The following is a 20,045-nucleotide window of genomic DNA, read 5'->3' as shown; positions in this document are numbered from 1 at the left end:
CCCCGCACGACCCGACCTCGAGGAGGGTCCGCCGCGAAGCGGCGTAGCGGCCCGGCCGCGCGAACAGCGCTCGAAGCGCATGCGCGAAGCGCGAGTCTCGAGCGCTGTTCGCGCGGCCCTCCACGGGCCGCGCTCGAGCGCGCCAGCGCTCCAACAAACACAGCCCAATACCTTTGTGGTGCACAAACACACCGAGGTGTTGTCCGCGCTCAGCCGACAGGTGCGTACCGCGCGACGGTCACCGATGCGGTGACCTCGGTGATGTCGGCGAGGCCGGCGATGCGCGGGTCGTCCCCGGCGGTGGTGTGGAAGGCGGAGGGGCCCATGGCGACCACATTGGTGACGTCGGCACGTGACAGCTTCATGGGGAATTCGACCACGGTGTGATCGGTGCGGGTGAAAGTCCCCGACAGCGCGTCATCGAGCCGACGCTCCTTGTCGGGGTCGACGCGGACCATACCCAGCGGCTCGATCAATTCGCCCAGATGCCGTGGCGTGGGTGTGACGACGACGAACCGTCCGCCGGGGGCGAGCACACGCGCGACTTCGCCGGGGTTGCGCGGTGCGAAGACCGACAAGACCCCGGTGAGAGCGTCATCGCGGATCGGCAGACCACGCCAGGCGTCGGCCAGGATCGACGCGAGCCGGGGATGCGCGCGAGCCGCGCGACGAGCAGCGGGCTTCGCGACATCGAGCGCGATGCCGAGGAGACCCGGGTGCGCGTCGAGGACCTCGGCCAGGTAGTACCCGGTACCGGCCCCGATCTCCAGCACCGCGCCCCGCAGCGGTCCGGCGTCGGCCGACGAGGCGTGGCGGTCCGGCGATGGGGGGCCGTTCGGCGATGCGGTGCTACTGGGCGATGCGGTGCTGCTCGGCAACCTGGGTGTGCCTTGCGGCCGCACACTGTCGAGCGTGTCGAAGTGGTAGGCCGCGGACCGCGTATGTCCGGCCGGGTGCGCGGAGCCGAACGCCTGGGCGACCGCGTCCGCGATGGGGGCGAAGTGGCCCGCACCCTGGAAGGCCGCGCGGGCGTCGAGCATCGCTGCGGTGTCGCCGGTCATCTTCGTCGAAGCGCCGGTGAGCAGGCCGACGTAACCCTGGCGGGCGATGTCGAAGCTGTGCCGGTTGCCGCACCGCAGTGCGCCTGCGCCGGGCTGCAGGGTGTCGCCGCACTCCGGGCAGGCCAGGAGTGCGGCGACCTCGGTCAGGGCTGTCAGCTGGTGACGCTCTTCAGTTCGTCACCGAGCGCCGCTGCCTCGTCCGGTGTGAGTTCGACGACCAAACGCCCGCCACCCTCGAGTGGAACCCGCATGACGATTCCACGACCTTCCTTGGTTGCCTCGAGGGGACCGTCCCCGGTACGGGGCTTCATGGCCGCCATCCTCTGCTCCCTCCAGATCTGCGCGGTGGAGTGCGCACTACTGTTCTCTGGTCCGCCGGGTGTTCGGCGGGCCACACCGGTCCTATTCTTCCCTATTGCCGACTCGGGCGGACACCTGAGTAGCAAATCTGACTCCGGAGTCGGTTCCTTTCGGTACGGCTTGCACCCAGCAAACGGCCAGGTGATCGTCCACCATGCCGGTCGCCTGCATCAGTGCGTAGGCCGTGGTCGGGCCGACGAAAGCGAAGCCACGGCGCTTCAATTCCTTTGCCAGAGCAATGGATTCGGGTGTGGTGGCGGGCACATCCGTGATGGTCGCGGGCCTCGGGCGTGGCTCGGGTGCGAACGACCACACCAGCTCGTCGAGGCCTGTCGGCAGGTCGCGAGCAACCCGGGCGTTCGCGATGGCCGCGTCGATTTTCGCGCGGTTGCGGACGATCCCGGCGTCGGCGAGCAGCCGGGCCCGGTCGGTGTCGTCGAATTCGGCGACCTTGGCGATCTCGAAGCCAGCGAAGGCGGCGCGGAAGGCCGGGCGTTTGCGGAGGATCGTGATCCAGGACAGGCCCGATTGGAACGCTTCCAGGCACAGCCGCTCGAACATGGCATCGTCGCCGTGGAGGGCCTTGCCCCATTCGTGGTCGTGGTAATCGCGGTAGAGCTGGGAGCCGGTCGCCCAGTCGCAGCGGACCAGCCCGTCATCGACGAACTCGCTCACCGTTGCTCCTGGCCCGCTACCACCTGCGCCTGCCACTGCCGCATCTGCGCCAACTCGAACTCGAGTTCGTCGATGCGCTCGGCCAACCGCCCCAACGCCCAGTCGACCTCACCGGCCTTGTAGCCGCGCACAACCTGCTGAAACCGTAACGCCCGCACATCCGCCCCCGTGACGCCGTCGGCGGGCAGCACGGTAGCGGTGGTGCCCTGCGGCAACGGACCCAACTCCTCGGAGCGCCCGAACACCGCACTGGCGACCAAGAACAACATCGCCGCGACCAACCCGACGATGAGCACGTACAGAAGCAGCGTCAGCATGCTCCCACCCTAAGCAAGCCCACCGACAAGTCCCGTCCCGCCTCCGCGAATTCAGGTGGAGTCAGGCGCGGGTGGGCTCGAGTCGGCGACCGCCCGGTCTCAGAGGTGGCGGGTGGTATCGATGCCGAGCGACATCCCCGCCAGGCCGCGCTTGCGGACCGCGAGCTTGTCGGCGACGCCGCGCAGGGCGACGGCGGCCGGGTTCTCCGGATCCGAGAGCACGATCGGGGTGCCCGCGTCGCCACCTTCGCGCAGGGCCTGCTCGATGGGGATCTGGCCCAGCAGCGGGACGGTCGAGCCGACCGCGCGGGTGAGGCGGTCGGCGACCACCTGGCCGCCGCCGGAACCGTAGAGCTCCATGCGCGAACCGTCGGGCAGGTCGAGCCAGGACATGTTCTCGACGACGCCCGCGATCCGCTGCCGGGTCTGCAGGGCGATGGCACCCGCGCGTTCGGCCACCTCGGCGGCGGCGATCTGCGGGGTGGTGACGACGAGGATCTCGGCGCTCGGGATCAACTGGGCGATGGAGATGGCCACGTCGCCGGTGCCGGGCGGCAGGTCGAGCAGCAGCACGTCCAGATCGCCCCAGAACACGTCGGCCAGGAACTGCTGCAGCGCGCGGTGCAGCATCGGACCGCGCCACACCACGGGCGTGTTGCCCTGGGTGAACTGCGCGATCGAGATCATCTTCACGTCGTGGGCGATGGGCGGCATGATCATCCGCTCCACCTGGGTGGGCTTGGCGTCGCTGCCGAGCATGCGCGGGATGGAGTGGCCGTAGATGTCGGCGTCGAGCACGCCGACCGACAGCCCGCGCTCGGCGAGGGCGACGGCCAGGTTCGCGGTAACGCTGGACTTGCCGACACCGCCCTTGCCGGAGGCCACCGCGTACACGCGGGTGAGCGAGCCGGGCTGGGCGAACGGGATCACCGGTTCAGCGGAGTCACCGCGCAGCGACTTGCGCAGCTCGGTGCGCTGCTCGTCGTTCATCACATCGAGATCGACGGTCACCGCACCCGCACCCGGCACGTCGGCGACGGCCTTGGTGACGCGCTGGATGATCTCGGTGCGCAGCGGGCAGCCGGAGGTGGTGAGGTACACCTCCACGTGCACGTCACCGCTGTCGGCGATGGCGATGCTCTTGACCATGCCGAGCTCGGTGATCGGCTTGCGGATCTCCGGGTCGTCGACCTTCGCGAGCGCAGCCCGCACATCCGCTTCCGTAATCACTGCCATATGTCCGATATTAGGCTGCACCGGTTTCCCGGCCGGGTGTGGGGCGCGCGCTCAGTGGATGCGCGGCAGGTCTTGCGGCTTGGGGGCCAGGCCGCTGGAGTAGGAGCCCGACCATGCCATCACATTGGCGACGTAGGCCATGGAGTTGTTGTAGCGCAGGATCGCCTTGGACTGCTGGGACAGGTCGCGCATGTTCAGGCCGCCGTCGCAGAGGTACTTGCCCGCGGTGAGTGCGGCGTCGTAGAGGTTCTGCGGGTCGGCGATGCCGTCGGCATTGCCGTCGGCGGCGTAGCGCTCCCAGGTTTCGGGCAGGAACTGCATGGGGCCGATGGCGCGGTCGTAGCCGCCGATGCCGTCGAGGGCGCCGCCGTCGCTGTCGTGGATGACGTTGTTGCCCGACAGGCTGCCGTCGAGAACGGGACCGTAGACGGCCTTGATCGGGTTGCCGTCGGCGTCGGCTTTGCCGAAGGCGTGGGTGGATTCGACGCGGCCGATACCCGCCAGCAGCGACCACGACATGCCGCAGTTCGGATTCTCCACGGCCAGTTGCTGTTCGGCGTTCTGATAGGCGGCCACCGCGATGCCGGGGATGCCGAGCGGCCCGGCGGGCATGTCGGAAACGGCCCGATCACCGGGCAGCGCAACGGTTTTCACCTCGGGGGTGGCCGATCGCGACTGCTTGGCCTCGGCGTGGACGACCTCGGCGACCTCGGCCTGCGGTGCGGCGGCGAACTCGGGGCCGGTCTCGGTGTCGAGTTCGGGCAGATCGTGCTCCACGGCCGCCATTTCGGCGGTGGTCGTGTCGGTGGCGGCGGCGGTGACGGCCACGAGTCCGGCCGGAACCAAGCCGGTGAGCGCGATGATCGAACTACGTCGAACCGTCGTTGCAGGCTGTTTACGATGACGACCCATGAGCCGAGATTACCGCACCCGAGACCTTTTTGTTACCCCTCCGTGATCTGAATTTCGGTTTGATTTCTAGGGGGCCGGCGGGGCGGGCGGCAGCGGGATAACGATGTTGAACGGCAACGTGATCGCGGGCTGCGGTGCCGGTGCCGGAGCGGCGGGCGGCGCGGGCTCCTCGGTGGGCGCGATGCCCGGCTCCGGCGTCTTCTGCGGTTCGGCCGGTGCGGGCGCCGGTGCCTCGGCGGGCGCGGGCTGTTCGGCGGGGGTGCACGCGGCCTGTTCGGTGCGCTCACCGGGCTGCGGTGCAACGGCGGCCGGATCCTGCGGTGCCGGATTCTGTTGTACCTCAGCGCCGAACGTCTGCGGTGCGGGCGCGATGGGATTGGGCATCTGCGCGGGCAGCGGCTCGGTCACACATACCTCGGGGGCGGGTGCTACGGGCGCGGGGCAGAAGATGCCGCAGGGGATCGGCGGCAAGCCGGGCAGCGTGATCATCACCTGGGTCGGCGTAGTGACCTTCGGTGTGTTGGGCGGCAATTGGTTCGTCGTCGACGGCGGCGCCGCCGTGACGGGCGTATCGGCGGCGAGCACGTTCGGCGCGACGGTCGGCGCGCTGCCCGGCGGCACGATGTCGGGTGAGATCGACACCTGGCTCGGCGCACCGCCGGTGCGGTAGGCCGCCGACCAGCTGAGCACATTGGCCGCGTACGACATCGAGTTGTTGTAGCGCAGGACGGCACGCAGTTCCTGGGCCGCGTCGCGCAGGTTCAGCCCGCCGGAGCACAGGTACTTGGCCGCGCCGAGCGCGGCGTCGAAGACGTTGTGCGGGTCGGCCGTGCCGTCGCCGTTGCCGTCGGCCGAGTAGTGCGCCCAGGTGCTCGGCAGGAACTGCATGGGCCCGACGGCGCGGACGAAGCCGCCGTCGGCCTCCTTGATGATCTCGTTACCCGGCAGGGTGCCGTCGAGCGCTGGTCCGAAGATGGGTGTGGTCGTCGTGCCCGCGGCGTCGGTTCGCCCGCTGCTGGCGTGCCCGGATTCGATGCGGCCGATGCCCGCCAGCAGGTTCCAGGTGAGCCCGCAGCCGGGCTGGGCGGTCTGCATGGCCAGTTCGGCGTTGCGGTAGGCGGCGAGCACGATCTCGGGGATGCCGAGCGTGCCGCTGCCGGGTGGTAGTGAAATCGATTGCAGTGGCACGGTTCCGGCGAAGGGGGCCAGGCTGTTGGCCGAGGGGCTCAGCGCACGCAGTTTGCGCGGTGCCTCCTGGGTCACCGGCAGCAGGCCGACGATTTCGGACGGATCGCTCTCGGGCTTGTGGTCGGTGGTGCTCTTGTTCGCGGCGAGCAAGGCCTCCGGCGCGCTCGGTGCGGTGCTCGGGTTCGACGAGTGCGCGGCCGAGCCCGACGCGACGAGTCCCGCGACGACAAGGGCCGACATAGTTATCGGAGCAGAGATTCGCATTGCGGCCACACCAACCCTTTACGTCGAAGCAGCGGCGCCGCAGAGTCCCCCCTCCGGCCCGCCCGGAACAACGTGATCCAGGTTACCCATCGGTCAGGTACTTACAGAGCATTTCCGGTTACTCATCTGGAGCACCAGGCGAAACCGGGGGAGAAGACGGCGTTTGACCGGAGGTTTTCTTGCGGGTGCCTTTTCGCTTCGTCTCCGTCCTCGGCGTGCCGTCGAGCATTTCCTTGATCTCTTCCAATTCGCGCCGGAGGTAGTCACGGGTGGCGACATCGCCGACGGCCAGGCGAAGAGCCGCCAGCTCACGGGCGAGGAACTCGGTGTCGGCCTTGGTCTGCGCGGCCCGGGTGCGGTCCTCCTCGAGCGAGACCTTGTCGCGATTGTCCTGCCGGTTCTGGGCGAGCAGGATCAGCGGCGCCGCGTAGGCCGCCTGGGTGGAGAAGGCCAGGTTGAGCAGGATGAACGGGTACGGGTCCCAGCGCAGCGCCACCACGAAGACATTGAGCAGGATCCAGACGATGACGATGATGGTCTGGATCGCCAGATAACGCCCGGTGCCGAGGAACCGGGCGACCCGCTCGCTGCTGCGCGCGAACGCCTCGGAGTCCCAGTCGAAACGCAGCCGGGTACCGCCGGGTGTCTCCAGCCGCTGCCTGGCCAGGTTCTTCTCGCTCACGCGTGTCCTTTCGGCTGCTCCGCTGATGCCTCGAGGCGCTGACCTCTCATGCCGGTCTCCCGTCGGTGTCGATCGGTGTCGGCTCGGTCTGTTCGAGCGGTGGGGTCTCCTCCTCGCGCCAGTCCTCCGGCAGCAGATGGTCGAGCACGTCATCGACGGTGACCGCCCCGAGCAGGTGGTTCTCGTCGTCGATCACCGGCCCGCAGACCAGGTTGTAGGTGGCGAAGTAGCGGGTGACGGCCGAGAGCGGCAACTCGGGGGTCAGGGCGGCCAGGTCGGTGTCGACCATGCCGCCCACCAGGTGCGCCGGGGGCTCGCGCAACAGGTGCTGGATGTGCACGCAGCCCAGGTAGCTACCGGTCGGGGTGGCCGTGGGCGGGCGGACTACGAAGACCATCGAGGCAAGGGCCGGGGTGAGGTCGGGATCGCGGACGCGGGCCAGCGCCTCGGCGACAGTGGTCGACGGACTGAGCACGACCGGTTTGGTGGTCATCAGGCCACCCGCGGTGTCGGGGGAGTGGGCGAGCAACCGGCGCACCGGTTCGGACTCCTCCGGGTCCATCAGGGCCAGCAGCGATTCGGCTTCGCTCTCGGGCAGTTCGCCCAGCAGGTCGGCCGCGTCGTCGGGGTCCATCGCCTCGAGCACGTCGGCGGCCCGCCGGACCTCGAGGTGGCCGAGCAGGTCGACCTGGTCGTCGTCGGGCAGCTCCTGCACCACGTCGGCGAGGCGTTCGTCGTCGAGGGCGATCGCCACCTCCACGCGGCGCTTCTCGGGCAGCTCGCGCAACCGGTTGGCGACGTCGGCGGCGCGCAGTCCTTCGAACTGGGCGAGCAGCGCGGTGACATCCTGGCCCGGCCTGCCGACGGCGGCCGGTGTCAGGCCGCTCACCGACGACCAGTCGACCACGTGCACCGTCCGCCTGCGCCCGATCCGCCGGTGCCCGCGCACCGCGATCCGGCCGACCACCCAGTCCCTGGTGCGGGGCTGCTCGATGCCGAGATCGGCGACGAACACGTCGACGTCCTCGAGATCGGGCAGGTCCGGATCGTGCACGTGCACCCGGGTGTCGACGATCTGGGCCAGCGCGAGCAATTCGCCCGCGCGCTGGGCGAACCGGCGCAGGCTCACGGTGCCGGTATTGAGCGTCACCACACCCGGCTCGATCGCGGTGACCCGCAGCATCGGCACGAAAATTCTTCGGCGCGTGGGCAACTCCACGACCAAGCCGTGTACGCGCGGCGGTTGCCGCCCGAACCGGACGGCGACGACCACGTCCCGGACCCGGCCGATAGACTCCCCGTCCGGACCCAGCACTGTCAGGCCGGCGAGCCGGGCGACGTACACCCTGGTGGTTGCCATGACCTCAGGCTAGTAGTAAGGAGCGTGCTCCCATGAAGCCCCGCCGTTCGGTGCTCGCCGTGCCGGGCAGTAGCCAGAAGATGATCCACAAGGCGATGGGACTGCCGGTCGACGAGGTCTTCCTCGATCTGGAGGACGCGGTCGCACCCGAGGCGAAGGTGTCGGCGCGCGCCAATATCGTGGCAGCCCTGCACGAACCGGGCTGGGGCGAGCAGCTGCGGGTGGTCCGGGTCAACGACTGGACGACCGAATGGACCTACGCCGACGTCATCACGGTGGTGGAAGGCGCGGGCCGCGAGCTCGACGCGATCCTGCTGCCCAAGGTCACCGACGCGGGCCAGGTGCGTGCGCTCGATCTGCTGCTGACCCAGCTGGAGAAGGTGTGCGGGCTAGAGGTCGGGCGCATCGGCATCGAACCGCAGCTCGAAAACGCCATGGGGCTGCGCAATATCGACGAGATCGCCACCGCCAGCCCCCGTGTGCAGGCCCTGGTCTTCGGTCCCGCCGATTTCATGGCGAGCCTGAATATGCGCACCCTCGTCGTCGGCGAACAGCCGCCCGGCTACGACACCGGCGATGCCTACCACCACATCCTGATGACCATCCTGCTCACCGCCCGCGCCCACGGCCTGCAAGCCATCGACGGCCCCTACCTGCAGGTTCGCGATGTCGACGGCTTCCGTCGGGCCGCCGCGCGCACCGCCGCGCTCGGCTTCGACGGCAAATGGGTGCTGCACCCGGACCAGATCGACGCCGCCAACGAGATCTTCAGCCCGCGCCAGGAGGACTACGACCGCGCCGAGTTGATTCTCGAGGCCTACGCCTTCCACACCTCGGCCGCCGGTGGTGCTCGTGGCGCGGTGATGCTCGGCAATGAGATGATCGACGAGGCCTCCGCCAAGATGGCACAGGTCATCGCCGAGAAGGGCCGCGCCGCCGGAATGAGCAGGACCACCCGTTTCACTCCGCCACAACCCGGCCAGGAATAGCAGAATGGGACTATGACGAATCCCTTGGGCAACTCGAACCGCGGGCGGCAGGCGTTGCCGACGCCGCCGTCGGGCTGGCCGGTCGGGTCGTATCCGACCTACGCCGAGGCGCAGCGCGCGGTCGATTACCTGGCCGACAATCAGTTCCCGGTGGGGGACGTGACCATCGTCGGTGTCGACCTGATGCAGGTGGAGCGGGTGCTGTACCGGCTCACCTGGGGCAAGGTCATCGGCGGTGGGGTGGTGTCGGGTGCCTGGCTCGGCCTGTTCCTCGGCCTGCTGCTCAGCCTGTTCACCACCACCGGTGGGGCGCTCGGTCCGCTGGTCGTCGGTCTGCTCGGCGGCATCGTGTTCGGTGTCATCACCACGTCCATTCCCTACGCGGCGACCAAGGGGCAGCGCGACTTCGCGTCGACCATGCAGTTGGTCGCCGGTCGCTACGACGTGCTGTGCGACCCGAAGACCGCCGAACGCGCCCGCGACATGCTGGCCCGATTGGCGCTGTGACGCAATGGATGTGGTGAATTCGGTCCGTACCGCGGTGCTGGACCACTACGAGGTCGAGCGCGCCGGTGTGGATTCCGCGTCGGTGACGTTCCTCGGGCTGGAACCGATCGAGATCCTGCGCATCCCCGGTGACGGTGTGGTGCACTACGCGACACTTGGCGGCTCGCGTCATCCGATGGGCGACCCGGCCGACCTGCTCGCCGACCCGGTCCGTGGCCCCCGCGCCGAACTCGTGCTCACCCTGCTGGCCGCTGCCGGGCCGCAGGCGGGTCTGGTTCGGTCACTCGGCGTGCTCGTCGCCACGCCGTCGGTGGAAGGCGTTGTGCTGCAAACCGACGCGCTGCTCGATCTCGGTGAACCGTTGTGGCACAACGGGCCTTTCACCGCGGTGCTGCTCGGCGAGAGCGAGGTGCCCGAGATCGTGCTGCCCGAACCGGCCGAACCGGTGCGCTACCTCAGCGTCACCCCGGTGACCGCCACCGAGGCCGCCTGGGTGCGGGTGCGCGGTGCGCAGGCGTTGCGGGACGCGTGGGCGGAGGCGGGTATCGACGTGCGCGATCCCGGTCGCGGTGCGGTGAACCTCTAGAGCCACTTGTTGCGGCGGAAACTGCGGAACAGCAACGCGCACAGCACCGCCATCAGCGCGACCACCGCCGGATAAGCCCACCGCTGGTGCAGTTCCCACATGTAGTCGAAGTTCATGCCGTACACGCCGGCGATCATGGTCGGCACCGCCGCCATGGCCGCATACGCCGAGATCTTGCGCATATCGGTGTTCTGCTGAACGCTGATCTTGGCGAGCGCGGCGTTGACCAGGCTGCTCAGCGCCTCGTCGAAGTAGGCGATCTGTTCGTTGACGCTGACATGGTGGTCGGCCACATCGCGCATATAGCGCCGGAACTCGGTCGGTACCGGCAGGTCCTGGTTGTTCACCAACCGCTCCAGCGGAACGCCCAGCGGTGACACCGCGCGGCGCAGTTCGACGACCTCGCGTTTGAGCTGGTAGATCGATTCGATGCCCACCTTGGAGTTCGGTGTGAACACCGCCTCCTCCATCTCGTTGACATCTTCCTCGATGGATTCGGTTGTCTCCACATAGGAATCGACCACGTGATCGGCCACGGCGTGCAACACCGAGGGCGGACCCATCCGCAGCTGATCGGGATGACCCTCCAGTCCCCTTCGCACGCCCGACAGGCCGGTGTGTTCGCCGTGGCGAACGGTGATCGCGAAATGCGGGCCGGTGAAGACCATGATGTCGCCGGTCTCCACGATCTCGCTGATGGCGTGCATATCGTGTTCCACGTAGCTGACCGTGCGCATCACCAGGAACAGCGTGTCGTCGTAGCGTTCCAGCTTGGGGCGCTGACGCCCGACCACGGCGTCCTCGACGGCCAGCGGATGCAGCCCGAAGATCTGGGCGATGTCGTTCATCTGCGTCTCGTCGGGATCGTGCAGACCGACCCAGACGAAGCCCGAGTCGGTGCCGCGCGCCTCCGCCAGCGCCTGCTGCGGGGTGAATCGGCCGGGTAACCGCTGGCCGTCGACGTAGACACCGCAGTCGACGATGGCGCGTGCGGTCGGCACCGGCACCCGTGGCCGCGCGGTCGTCGCGGCACGACCCGTCTTGTGAAAGTTCGGCAGTGACGGGAAGGAAGGCACATCCGGATGTTACGGGCAGGTCGACGACCGCACACCGGCCGACACCGCACTGTAAGACTGAGTGTGTGCGCATCGACCTGCATACCCATTCCACCGCCTCCGACGGCACCGACACCCCGGCCGAACTGGTTCGCCACGCCGCCGCGTCCGGGCTCGACGTCGTCGCGATCACCGACCACGACACCACCGGCGGGTGGGCCGAGGCCGAAGCGGCGCGTCCGCCGGGACTCACACTGGTACGCGGGATGGAGATGTCGTGTACGGGCATGGGGGAGGACGGCTTTCCCGTTCCGGTGCACCTGCTGGCCTACCTGTTCGATCCGGCCGATCGCGGTTTCGCCGAGGAACGTGAACGATTGCGGGCCGAGCGCATCGCGCGGGTGCGCGCCATGGCGGAGTTGATGGTGGCCGACGGTCTGCCGATCGATCCCGAGGCCGTGCTTGCCGGTGCCGGACCGGCCGCTGGGCGTCCGCATCTGGCGCGGGCCCTGGTCGCGGCGGGTGTGGTGGCCAGTGTCGACGCCGCGTTCGTCGACCTGCTCGCCCCGCACGGGCCGTACTACGCGGAGAAGGTGGACACACCGTTGCCGCGCGCGGTGCAGCTCATCGCCGACGCGGGCGGGGTGAGCGTGCTCGCCCACGTGCGGGCCCGCAAACGCGGCAGGCTGCTCGCGCTCGACGAGATCAGGAACCTGGCCGGGCTCGGTCTCACCGGCCTCGAGATCGACCATCCCGATCACAGCGACGCCGATCGCGCGGTACTCACCGAGCTGTCCGGCGAGCTCGGCCTGGTGCGCACCGGGTCGTCGGACTACCACGGCAGCAACAAGACCATCGAGATCGGCGCCTGCCGCACCGATCCGGAACAGTTCGAGGCGCTGATCGGCAAGGCGAGCGGGGTTCCGGTGATCTCCTCGTGACGGCGGTCCGGGCGCTGAGCGGTGTGGTGGCGGGCGGTGTGGTCGCGCTGCTGTGTGTGGTCGTCGGTGCCGCGCTGATCGGTGCGCGCCGCGACTTTCCCGGGCCGGGCGGCGAATCCCTGACGTGGCATGTACTGGTGACGGTGGTCGTCGTCGGGGCGCAGATCGTCGCGGATCGGCGGCGCGGGGCGGCGGCTCTGGCCGGGTCGGCCGTCGTGTTCGTGATGTCCGGCGCCCTGCTGTGGACACAGTGGTGGGGATGACAGTCCGCTAATGGTTGCGGAAGGGTGAACTGTGCCCGAATATCTCTCTGTATGGGCAACCTGGAGACGGATGTTCTGATTCTCGGCGGCGGACCCGCCGGACTCTGGGCCGCCGTCTCCGCGGCCGCACACGGGGCGCGGGTGGTGCTGGTCGACAAGGGGCGCTGCGGATCGAGCGGGCCCGGCGTCTACGGCGCGACGACGGTGTGGGACATCCCGCCGGGTCAGGCGCGGGCCGAAGCCGTGGAGCGCGCGCTGGTGCGCGGCGGCGGTCTCGGTGACCCGGCCTGGCTGCACCGCGTCATCGACGAGGCGCACGAGCGGCTGCGGAACTGGTCGGGCAGGCAGGTCACCGACCCGCGACGGATCCGGTTCGACGGTGCGAGTTACCTGCGCCGACTGCGTCGCGGTGCGCTCGAGGCCGGTGTGCGCATCCTCGATTACCACCCCTCCTTGCACCTGCTCGTCGATCGCTCGGGACGGGTGGTCGGTGCCTCGGGGGTGCGGCGGCACAACAACTTTCAGCACTGGACGATTCGTGCGGGCGCCGTGGTCGTGGCCACCGGCGGCTGTGCGTTCGGGTCCGGCGGCGCGGGCACCGAGGTGAACACCGGCGACGGTCTGCTGATGGCGGCGGAGGCCGGTGCCGAGCTGTCGGGCATGGAATTCTCCAGCGCCTACGTCCTGGCCCCGGTGCTCGCCCGGGTGCACCCGCATCGAACGATCGCCAGTGGGCTCGCGGTGCGTTTCGCCACGTTCTACGACGAATCCGGGGCCGAGCTGTCGGGACGCACGTCCGCGGCGCTGGCCGCCATCGCCGACGGCAGGCGGGTCTTCGCCGCGCTCGACGACGTGCCGGAGGCGGTCGGGCACTGGCTGCGCAGGCAAGGCGCGGTCGACGCGGCGGGCCGGGTGCCGGTGCGCGCGGTGCTCGACGGCACCGTGCGCGGCTGCGGCGGGCTGGCCCTCACCGGTGCCGACTGCGCGACCACCGTGCCCGGGCTCTTCGCCGCGGGCGGCGTCGCCGGTCGTGAGCTCGTCGCCGGGGCCGCCGGGTGCTCGGGCGGATTGCGTGGCGCCTGGGCTCTCGCCTCGGGTAGCTGGGCGGGGGAGGGAGCCGCCCGCGCGGCCACCGACTTCCGTGACGATGTCGCACTGCCGCCCGCGCCCGGTGCCGGACTCGGTCCACACGCCCACATCGACCCGCGTTCGGTGATCGGGCTCGTCCAGGAACACACCTTGCCGTTGCGCCGCAGTTTCCGGCGCAGCGCCGACAGCCTCACCGACAGCATCGCCGAACTCGACGCCATGTGGCCCGGCGCCCGGTTCGAGCTCGGCGGCGCCGGTGCCGAGCGGTTGCGCGCCCGCGAGGCCGCCGCGATGCTCGCCGTCGCCCGCTGGGCCGGGCACAGCGCCCTCACCCGCACCGAGAGCCGGGGCATCCACCGGCGCCTCGACCACCCCGGCGTGCTGGCGGAATGGCGGATCAGGTTGCGCTGTGGTGGGCTCGACGAGGTCTGGGTACGCCCGGAGCAGCGGCCCGACCCGCGCGGTGGGGAGCTCACCGCGAACACCACCGTCACGGTGTGACTGTTCACCGGTGACCGCACCGGTGCGGCGAGTTTTCCCTAACTCCACGGCAATTCGACACGGCTACGCTCGACGGATGACGCCCAGCCCCTTGACACGCCGCACCGGTTTGGCAACCGGTCGGCCGGGCTGGCAGAATGGTGCGAATTCCCTTCCCTTGCCACCGCCGGGTTCGGGGATCTTGGAGACCGTCCGCCTCGCGACGCACCGTCGTGGCCGAAGGTCGACCCGTTTGCTCGCCCGGACCACCCGTCCGGCTCCGCTCCGCGGTTCAGTGTCGCGCCCCGCATCCGGTCCGTTCGGAAACGCGGGCGGCCGCGCACCCGATGAGCGTCATGTATCCCGTATTCCAGATAAACCCGGCTTTCAGAAAAACCCGGCGGTAACCGTCCCCCGGTTGAGCCCGACCCGAGCAGGAGTGAAATCGTGTCACCTGTGACTGACGCACCGAATGCCACCGCGGCGCCCCAGGCCGATGACGCAGCCAGCCTCGCTGCTATCACCAACGAGGAGATCTTCGCCGGTCACCTCGGCGGCAAACTGTCGGTCGAGCTCAGCGCGCCGCTCGAGACCCAGCGCGACCTGTCGATCGCCTACACCCCCGGCGTCGCCCAGGTGAGCCGTGCGATCGCCGAGGACCCCGCCCTCACCAAGACCTACACCTGGACCGATCGCCTCGTCGTTGTCGTCAGCGACGGCACCGCCGTGCTCGGCCTCGGCGACATCGGCCCGCGCGCCTCGCTGCCCGTGATGGAGGGCAAGGCTGCGCTGTTCAAGAAGTTCGCGGGCCTCAACTCGATCCCGCTGGTGCTCGACACCACCGATCCCGACGAGATCGTCGAGACCCTGATCCGCCTGCGCCCCAGCTTCGGCGCGGTGAACCTGGAAGACATCTCGGCGCCGCGCTGCTTCGAGATCGAGCGCCGTGTCATCGAGGCGCTGGACTGCCCCGTCATGCACGACGACCAGCACGGCACCGCCATCGTGGTGCTCGCCGCGCTCAAGGGTGCCGCCGCGCAGCAGGGCCGCGACATGTCGGCGCTCAAGGTCGTCGTCTCCGGTGCCGGTGCCGCGGGTGTGGCGTGCGCCAACATCCTGCTGGCCGCGGGCGTTCCCGATGTGGTCGTGCTCGACTCCAAAGGCATCGTGAGCATCGGTCGTGACGGCCTCAACGGCGTGAAGGCCGACCTGGCCGCCCGCAGCAACCCGCGCGGCCTGACCGGTGGTGCCGCCGACGCGCTGGCCGGCGCGGATGTGTTCCTCGGCCTGTCCGCGGGCACCATCCCCGAGGAGCTCATCGCCTCGATGGCCCCCGAGTCGATCGTGTTCGCCATGTCGAACCCCGACCCGGAGATCCACCCGGAGGTGGCCGCCAAGTACGCCGCCATCGTGGCCACCGGCCGCAGCGACTTCCCGAACCAGATCAACAACGTCCTCGCCTTCCCCGGCGTCTTCAAGGGCGCGCTGGACGCGGGTGCTCGCCGCATCACCGAGGGCATGAAGGTCGCCGCCGCCGACGCCATCTTCAACGTCGTCGCCGACGAACTGGCCGTCGACCGCATCATCCCGAGCCCGCTCGACCCGCGCGTGGCTCCCGCCGTCGCCGAGGCCGTGGCGGAGGCCGCGCGCCGCGAGGGTGTCGCCTGATCGGCAACGAACAACCGACGGCGGCCCCGCTCCCCGAGGAGCGGGGCCGCCGTCGTCTTTGCTCGGCGACGACTGAAACGCCTAGGCGATCGGGGTGTCGAGCCCGCGGGCGGTGAGCCAGGCGAGGGCGGCGGCCTTGGGTTCGATCTTGGCGGCGCCGGAGACGGCGGTGTTGAGGGAAATCAATTCCGCGGTGGTGAGTTCGGCCGACACCGCGTCGAGGACCGCGACGGCCTTGTCGGTCTTCTTGGCGGCGTGGAAGAGCGGGACCACATTCTGGGCGGCGAAATTGTTCTGGGGATCGGTGAGGACAACGAGGTCGTTCTGGATGATCGCCGGTGAGGTCGTGTAGATATCGGCGGCGGTGACCCGGCCGTCGGTCAGGGCACGCACGGTCTCCGGTTCGTCGGCGATGGCGACGAAATTCTGGGCGCTGATATCGAGTCCGTAGTTCTTGCGTAAGCCGGGTAGGCCGCCGGGGCGATCGGCGAATTCGGGTTTGGCGGCAAAGGTCGTCTCGGCCGAATGCGGTGCGAGGTCGGCGATGGTGGTGAGGTTCCAGCGCTGCGCGGTCGCCCGGGTGACGACGACCGCGTCGGAATTCTGGCCGGGGGCGGGGGTGGCGATGGCGAGGTCTTTACCCAGCGCGCTGCTCAGCGCGGTATCCACCTCGGCCGGCGTGGTCGCGGTCGCGTCTTTGTTCAGGTACCGCAGCAGGTTTCCGGTGTATTCGGGGACCAGGGAGATGACGCATCGGCGGACGGCGGGCAGATAGGCCTCGCGATTTCCGAAATCGAATTTCGTCGCCACCTTGAAACCGTTGATCCGCAGCACCTCGGTGTAGATGGTCGCCACGGTCTCGGACTCGGGGAAATCGGCCGAGCCGATGATCAATTCGTCGCTGGCGCAATCGCCGTGGGCCATCTGCTGCTCGGAGTCGGCGCACGACGCCACCACCATGGCGGCGGCCAGCGCCACCGCGGCGGCCAGAATCCGGCCCATCCGCACCACCATGCGGTGTGCCGGTCGACATTGTCGGTGTGCAGAGGTTCTCACTGGAGTCCTTCCGGCAAAGGCGGGCAGTGCGCGGTGCGTGCGGCGCGGACGCCGCAGGTACATTCTGGGTGTTCATATTGCCCCGCGTCGCGGCGAATTGCGGGGGTTGACGGCAAAGACAGGAAGTTGGTGTCGGCGGATGATCTCGGGCGCCCTGCGGCGGAGCGCGGCCGTGTTGGTGGCCGCCACCTGCGTTTTCGCTCTCGCGTCCTGTGCCGGTGACGAGCCGGGCCCGGTGGTGAGGGTCGGCGCCGACGGTTCGGCGGAAGCGGTGGTGCTCGCCGAGATCTACGCCCAGGCCCTGGCTCGGACGGGCATGGAAACGTCCGTTGTGAACGAGTCCGCCGCTCCCGTGGCGGATCTGGATGCCGGGCGGATCGCCGTCCTGCCCGCGCGCAACGGCGCCCTGCTCGATCGATGGAACCCGTCGTCCCCCGCTCGCAAGCCCGACGACGTCGGCGCGGCCGTGAATGCGGCACTGCCCCAGGGACTGTCGCTGTCGGACGCCGCCGACGGTACCGACCTGCGCGCGCGATTGCTGGTCACCCGCGAGTCCGCCACTCGCGACAACGTGCGCACGATCGACGCGTTGACGTGTGCGAACGCCACGGCGGGCTTCGTCGAGGTGCCCGGGCTCGCACCCACCGAACCCCCACGCATCGAGGGCTGTTCCTTCGCCGCGACGGTGCGCTATCCGTCCTCGGCGCGACTGTTCGAAGCCTTGCGCACCGGGGAGGTCCAGGTCGCCGTGCTGTCGGGTCCGGTCGCGGCGGCCGAGGATTTCGTGGTCCTCGACGACAAGAATTACGACCTGCGCGCGCAGAACGTCCTCGCGCTGTTCCGCTCGGGCATCTTCGACCGTGCGCGGCTGAAGAAGCTCAATTACGTCGCGGGCGAGCTGACCACCGAGGGTCTGGTCGAGTTGCTCGGGCAGGTCGAGGGTGGGACAGCGCCCGCCGAGGCCGCGCACGGTTGGTTGAACGCGCACGGTCTCTGAGCGAGATCGACTATTGGCACTGAGTCAAAAACGCTAGGGTCGTCACCGACACGGCAACGAGCGATGCCGTCGTGGGTGAAAGGTGTGCCGTGACAGATCCCCAGGTGGACCCGCTGATCGAACGGGTACGTGAGGCTTATGCCGCGGTCACCGACGAGGCGCGCGCCGACAAGGTCGCCAAACAGCACGCCCGCGGCAAGCTGACCGCGCGCGAACGGGTCGCGCTGCTCGCCAACGGCGGCTTCTACGAATTCGGCGCGCTCGCCGGACCCGGGCCCGCCCAGGCCGGTGCCGCGCCGTTGGTCGCGCCCGGTGACGGCGTGGTCACCGGCATCGCCTACGTCGACGGCCGCCCGCTCGCCCTGGCCGCGTTCGACTTCACCGTGCTCGGCGGCAGCAACGGCGCCACCGGCATGGCCAAACTCGACCGCTGCGTGGAACGCGCACTGCTGGACAAGATTCCGCTCGTCATGCTGATGGACGGCGGCGGGCACCGCATGCAGGAGGCGCTCGATTCGCGACTGGCCGCGCCGGGTTCGCGGCTGCTGATGCGGCTGGCCGATCTGTCGGGGTACGTCCCGATCGTGGCGGCCATGATGGGTCCCGGTTTCGGCGCCCCCGCCAACCTCGCCGCCTGTTGTGACTTCGTCACCATCGTGCGGGGGATCGGCACCATCGGGATGTCGTCGGCGCCGCTCGTGCAGGCCGCGACGGGGGAGACCCTGACCAACGACGAGATCGGCGGCGCCGACATCCAGGCCGAACGCGGTGTCGTCGACGTGGTCACCGACGACGAACACGAGGCCATCGACGCCATCCGGCTCTACCTGTTCTACCTCCCGCCGTCGGCCGACGGCACTCCCGTGCTCGGCACGGCTCCCTTCGAACCCGGCGATCGGGCAGGCGAGATCGACGCGCTCGTGCCCGCCTCGTTGCGTGCGGGCTACGACGTGCGCGAGGTGATCGAGGCCCTGGCCGACCGCGACACGCTCTTCGAACTCAAACGCACCAACGCGCCGAATGTGGTGACCGCGTTCGTGCGCCTCGGCGGCCGCCCGGTGGGTGTGGTGGCCAACCAGCCGCTGCACCTGGCCGGTGCGCTCGACAGCGCGGCGTGTGAGAAGGCCGCCCATTTCGTGGCCGTCTGCGACGCGTTCGGCTTGCCGCTGCTGATCCTCATCGACCTGCCCGGTTTCCTGGTCGGTACCGCCGCCGAGGAAACCGGCCTGGTCCGGCGCAGCGCGCGCCTGGGCTACGAACTCGCCAACGCGACGGTGCCCCGCTTCGTCGTCGTCACCCGCAAGGCCTACGGTGCCGCCTACATCGTGATGGGCGGCGGGCGAAGCGTCGACGCGGATCTGTCGCTGGCCTGGCCGACCGCCGAGATCTGCGCCATCCCCATCGACAGCGCCGTCGACGTGGCTTTCCGCGCCGACTACGAATCCGCCCCCGACCCCGCCGAACGCCGCACCCAGCTCATCAAGCTCTTCCAGGCCAATATCGACCCGCTACTGGCCGCCGACGGGTTCGGCATCGACGACGTGGTCCTGCCGTCGCGCACGCGCGCGCTGCTGCTCGAGGCGCTGGGCCGGGTACAGCCCCGCCGCCCCGACCGGGTGCCGGGCAAGCGGCGGACGATCTCACCGATCTAGATCACAGCGGGCCGGGTCCGCGCGGCGCGTAACACGATTCGGCCCGGCTCGGACGCCATACTCGAAAGATGCCGATCAGAGCCGCATCGACCCCGACCCCCTTCCGGCGGGACCGGCGACTATGACCGACTCGCCCGCCCGCGCGCTGACCGCCCCGCTGACCCGCGTCCAGAACTGGGTGGAGTCGACATTGGCCCCCGTGGCGACCGACGACGATCCCGCCGACGTCTCGCACGGCTGGTGGGAGCGGATCCCCGCCGACCTCGCCGTCCTGTTCAACCACGTCGACCACTTCCCGCCCCGCCTCCTCCCCGACCACGACCTGCTCACCCTGTCCGGCGCCCACCGCGTCTGGACGATGTGGCTGGAGATCATCGACGACCAGCGAAACCGGATCCCCGAGTACGCCGCCGCTTACGACCCGGCAACCTTCAGCGCCGAACCCGCGGGTTCACCGAGCGAACTGTTCCTCCCCGAATTCATCCCGTTCGCCGACCTCGACGGCTCCACCCTGTTCCTCGACACCCGCCCCGGCGACCGCTCCGGCTGCATCGGTGAATACAGCGCCACCGGTGCCTCGGAGGGCGAATTGTGGCCGTCGCTCACCCACCTGTTCACCACCCTCGCCGACAGCCTGGAATCCGGCACACCATTCGCCGGCCACCACCCCACCGTCACCGAAGCCACACTGCATTGGCACAGATGAT

General features: G+C 69.5%; 21 protein-coding genes. 10 read left to right on the top strand and 11 right to left on the bottom strand.

Annotation, left to right across the window (positions count from 1 at the left end; translation table 11 throughout):
- Positions 1-209 precede the first annotated feature (209 nt).
- The 9 genes from AB0I35_RS12745 to AB0I35_RS12705 form a co-directional block, all read right to left on the bottom strand.
- Positions 210-1,187 (bottom strand): putative RNA methyltransferase, encoded by a 978-nt coding sequence (locus AB0I35_RS12745; RefSeq protein ID WP_357395955.1) that lies wholly within the window; start codon positions 1,185-1,187, stop codon positions 210-212.
- 26 nt (positions 1,188-1,213) lie between these two features.
- A complete protein-coding gene (locus tag AB0I35_RS12740; protein WP_011211259.1) occupies positions 1,214-1,381 on the bottom strand; it encodes a DUF3117 domain-containing protein in 168 nt (55 codons plus the stop codon).
- 82 nt (positions 1,382-1,463) lie between these two features.
- The gene (locus AB0I35_RS12735) at positions 1,464-2,096 is read right to left on the bottom strand and encodes a DNA-3-methyladenine glycosylase I (RefSeq protein ID WP_357395927.1); all 633 of its coding nucleotides are present in this window, start codon (positions 2,094-2,096) and stop codon (positions 1,464-1,466) included.
- Positions 2,093-2,413, bottom strand: a complete 321-nt coding sequence (locus tag AB0I35_RS12730) for a DivIVA domain-containing protein (protein ID WP_357395926.1) — start codon at positions 2,411-2,413, stop codon at positions 2,093-2,095. The genes AB0I35_RS12735 and AB0I35_RS12730 overlap by 4 nt, the downstream gene beginning before the upstream one ends.
- A gap of 99 nt (positions 2,414-2,512) precedes the next feature.
- The gene (locus AB0I35_RS12725) at positions 2,513-3,649 is read right to left on the bottom strand and encodes an Mrp/NBP35 family ATP-binding protein (RefSeq protein WP_357395925.1); all 1,137 of its coding nucleotides are present in this window, start codon (positions 3,647-3,649) and stop codon (positions 2,513-2,515) included.
- 51 nt (positions 3,650-3,700) lie between these two features.
- Positions 3,701-4,561 carry a lytic murein transglycosylase gene (locus AB0I35_RS12720; protein WP_357395924.1) on the bottom strand — a complete coding sequence of 287 codons (861 nt, stop codon included), beginning with the start codon at positions 4,559-4,561 and terminating at the stop codon, positions 3,701-3,703.
- A gap of 66 nt (positions 4,562-4,627) precedes the next feature.
- Complete coding sequence (locus AB0I35_RS12715; protein WP_357395923.1) at positions 4,628-6,013, bottom strand: lytic murein transglycosylase; 1,386 nt, start codon at positions 6,011-6,013, stop codon at positions 4,628-4,630.
- Between the two features lie 118 nt (positions 6,014-6,131).
- Positions 6,132-6,695, bottom strand: coding sequence for a DUF1003 domain-containing protein (locus AB0I35_RS12710; protein WP_357395922.1), 564 nt, complete (start codon positions 6,693-6,695; stop codon positions 6,132-6,134).
- Positions 6,696-6,741: 46 nt separating this feature from the next.
- Complete coding sequence (locus AB0I35_RS12705; protein WP_357395921.1) at positions 6,742-8,055, bottom strand: CBS domain-containing protein; 1,314 nt, start codon at positions 8,053-8,055, stop codon at positions 6,742-6,744.
- A gap of 32 nt (positions 8,056-8,087) precedes the next feature.
- On the opposite strand from AB0I35_RS12705, the gene AB0I35_RS12700 reads away from it, so the two are divergent.
- The 3 genes from AB0I35_RS12700 to AB0I35_RS12690 are packed head-to-tail and all read left to right on the top strand — an operon-like array spanning position 8,088 to position 10,137.
- Entirely contained in the window at positions 8,088-9,044 is a 957-nt protein-coding gene (locus tag AB0I35_RS12700) for a CoA ester lyase (protein ID WP_067637676.1), read from the top strand.
- Positions 9,045-9,056: 12 nt separating this feature from the next.
- The gene (locus tag AB0I35_RS12695) at positions 9,057-9,551 is read left to right on the top strand and encodes a general stress protein (protein WP_357395920.1); all 495 of its coding nucleotides are present in this window, start codon (positions 9,057-9,059) and stop codon (positions 9,549-9,551) included.
- Between the two features lie 4 nt (positions 9,552-9,555).
- Positions 9,556-10,137: a suppressor of fused domain protein gene (locus AB0I35_RS12690; protein WP_357395919.1), complete on the top strand. Its 582-nt coding sequence runs from the start codon at positions 9,556-9,558 to the stop codon at positions 10,135-10,137.
- Here AB0I35_RS12690 and AB0I35_RS12685 read toward each other — a convergent pair.
- Positions 10,134-11,195, bottom strand: coding sequence for a magnesium and cobalt transport protein CorA (locus AB0I35_RS12685; RefSeq protein ID WP_357395954.1), 1,062 nt, complete (start codon positions 11,193-11,195; stop codon positions 10,134-10,136). The genes AB0I35_RS12690 and AB0I35_RS12685 overlap by 4 nt on opposite strands.
- Positions 11,196-11,278: 83 nt before the next feature.
- Here AB0I35_RS12685 and AB0I35_RS12680 point away from each other — a divergent pair, with 83 nt between their 5' ends.
- The 4 genes from AB0I35_RS12680 to AB0I35_RS12665 all read left to right on the top strand — a co-directional run bounded on the left by AB0I35_RS12680 (position 11,279) and on the right by AB0I35_RS12665 (position 15,633).
- Positions 11,279-12,133, top strand: coding sequence for a PHP domain-containing protein (locus tag AB0I35_RS12680; protein ID WP_357395918.1), 855 nt, complete (start codon positions 11,279-11,281; stop codon positions 12,131-12,133).
- On the top strand, positions 12,130-12,396 hold the full coding sequence (locus tag AB0I35_RS12675) for a hypothetical protein (RefSeq protein ID WP_357395917.1): 267 nt from the start codon (positions 12,130-12,132) through the stop codon (positions 12,394-12,396). Before AB0I35_RS12680 ends, AB0I35_RS12675 begins: the two co-directional genes overlap by 4 nt.
- A gap of 51 nt (positions 12,397-12,447) precedes the next feature.
- Complete coding sequence (locus AB0I35_RS12670) at positions 12,448-13,986, top strand: FAD-binding protein (RefSeq protein WP_357395916.1); 1,539 nt, start codon at positions 12,448-12,450, stop codon at positions 13,984-13,986.
- Between the two features lie 498 nt (positions 13,987-14,484).
- A complete protein-coding gene (locus AB0I35_RS12665; RefSeq protein WP_157104828.1) occupies positions 14,485-15,633 on the top strand; it encodes an NADP-dependent malic enzyme in 1,149 nt (382 codons plus the stop codon).
- Between the two features lie 81 nt (positions 15,634-15,714).
- Here the strand turns inward: AB0I35_RS12665 and AB0I35_RS12660 are convergent, their stop codons facing one another.
- Positions 15,715-16,635: an ABC transporter substrate-binding protein gene (locus AB0I35_RS12660; protein ID WP_357395915.1), complete on the bottom strand. Its 921-nt coding sequence runs from the start codon at positions 16,633-16,635 to the stop codon at positions 15,715-15,717.
- Positions 16,636-16,828: 193 nt separating this feature from the next.
- Between AB0I35_RS12660 and AB0I35_RS12655 the strand changes: the two genes are divergently transcribed.
- The 3 genes from AB0I35_RS12655 (at position 16,829) to AB0I35_RS12645 (ending at position 20,044) form a co-directional block, all read left to right on the top strand.
- The gene (locus AB0I35_RS12655; RefSeq protein WP_357395914.1) at positions 16,829-17,686 is read left to right on the top strand and encodes a glycine betaine ABC transporter substrate-binding protein; all 858 of its coding nucleotides are present in this window, start codon (positions 16,829-16,831) and stop codon (positions 17,684-17,686) included.
- Positions 17,687-17,775: 89 nt separating this feature from the next.
- Complete coding sequence (locus tag AB0I35_RS12650; protein WP_357395913.1) at positions 17,776-19,338, top strand: carboxyl transferase domain-containing protein; 1,563 nt, start codon at positions 17,776-17,778, stop codon at positions 19,336-19,338.
- A gap of 121 nt (positions 19,339-19,459) precedes the next feature.
- Complete coding sequence (locus tag AB0I35_RS12645) at positions 19,460-20,044, top strand: hypothetical protein (protein ID WP_357395912.1); 585 nt, start codon at positions 19,460-19,462, stop codon at positions 20,042-20,044.
- The last annotated feature ends 1 nt before the right edge of the window (position 20,045 follow it).

The sequence above is a fragment of the Nocardia sp. NPDC050378 genome (assembly GCF_040655675.1).
Taxonomy (GTDB): Bacteria; Actinomycetota; Actinomycetes; order Mycobacteriales; family Mycobacteriaceae; genus Nocardia; species Nocardia coubleae.
The sequence above is the reverse complement of the archived record's forward strand: the minus strand, read 5'-3'. Positions and strand labels throughout refer to the sequence as shown.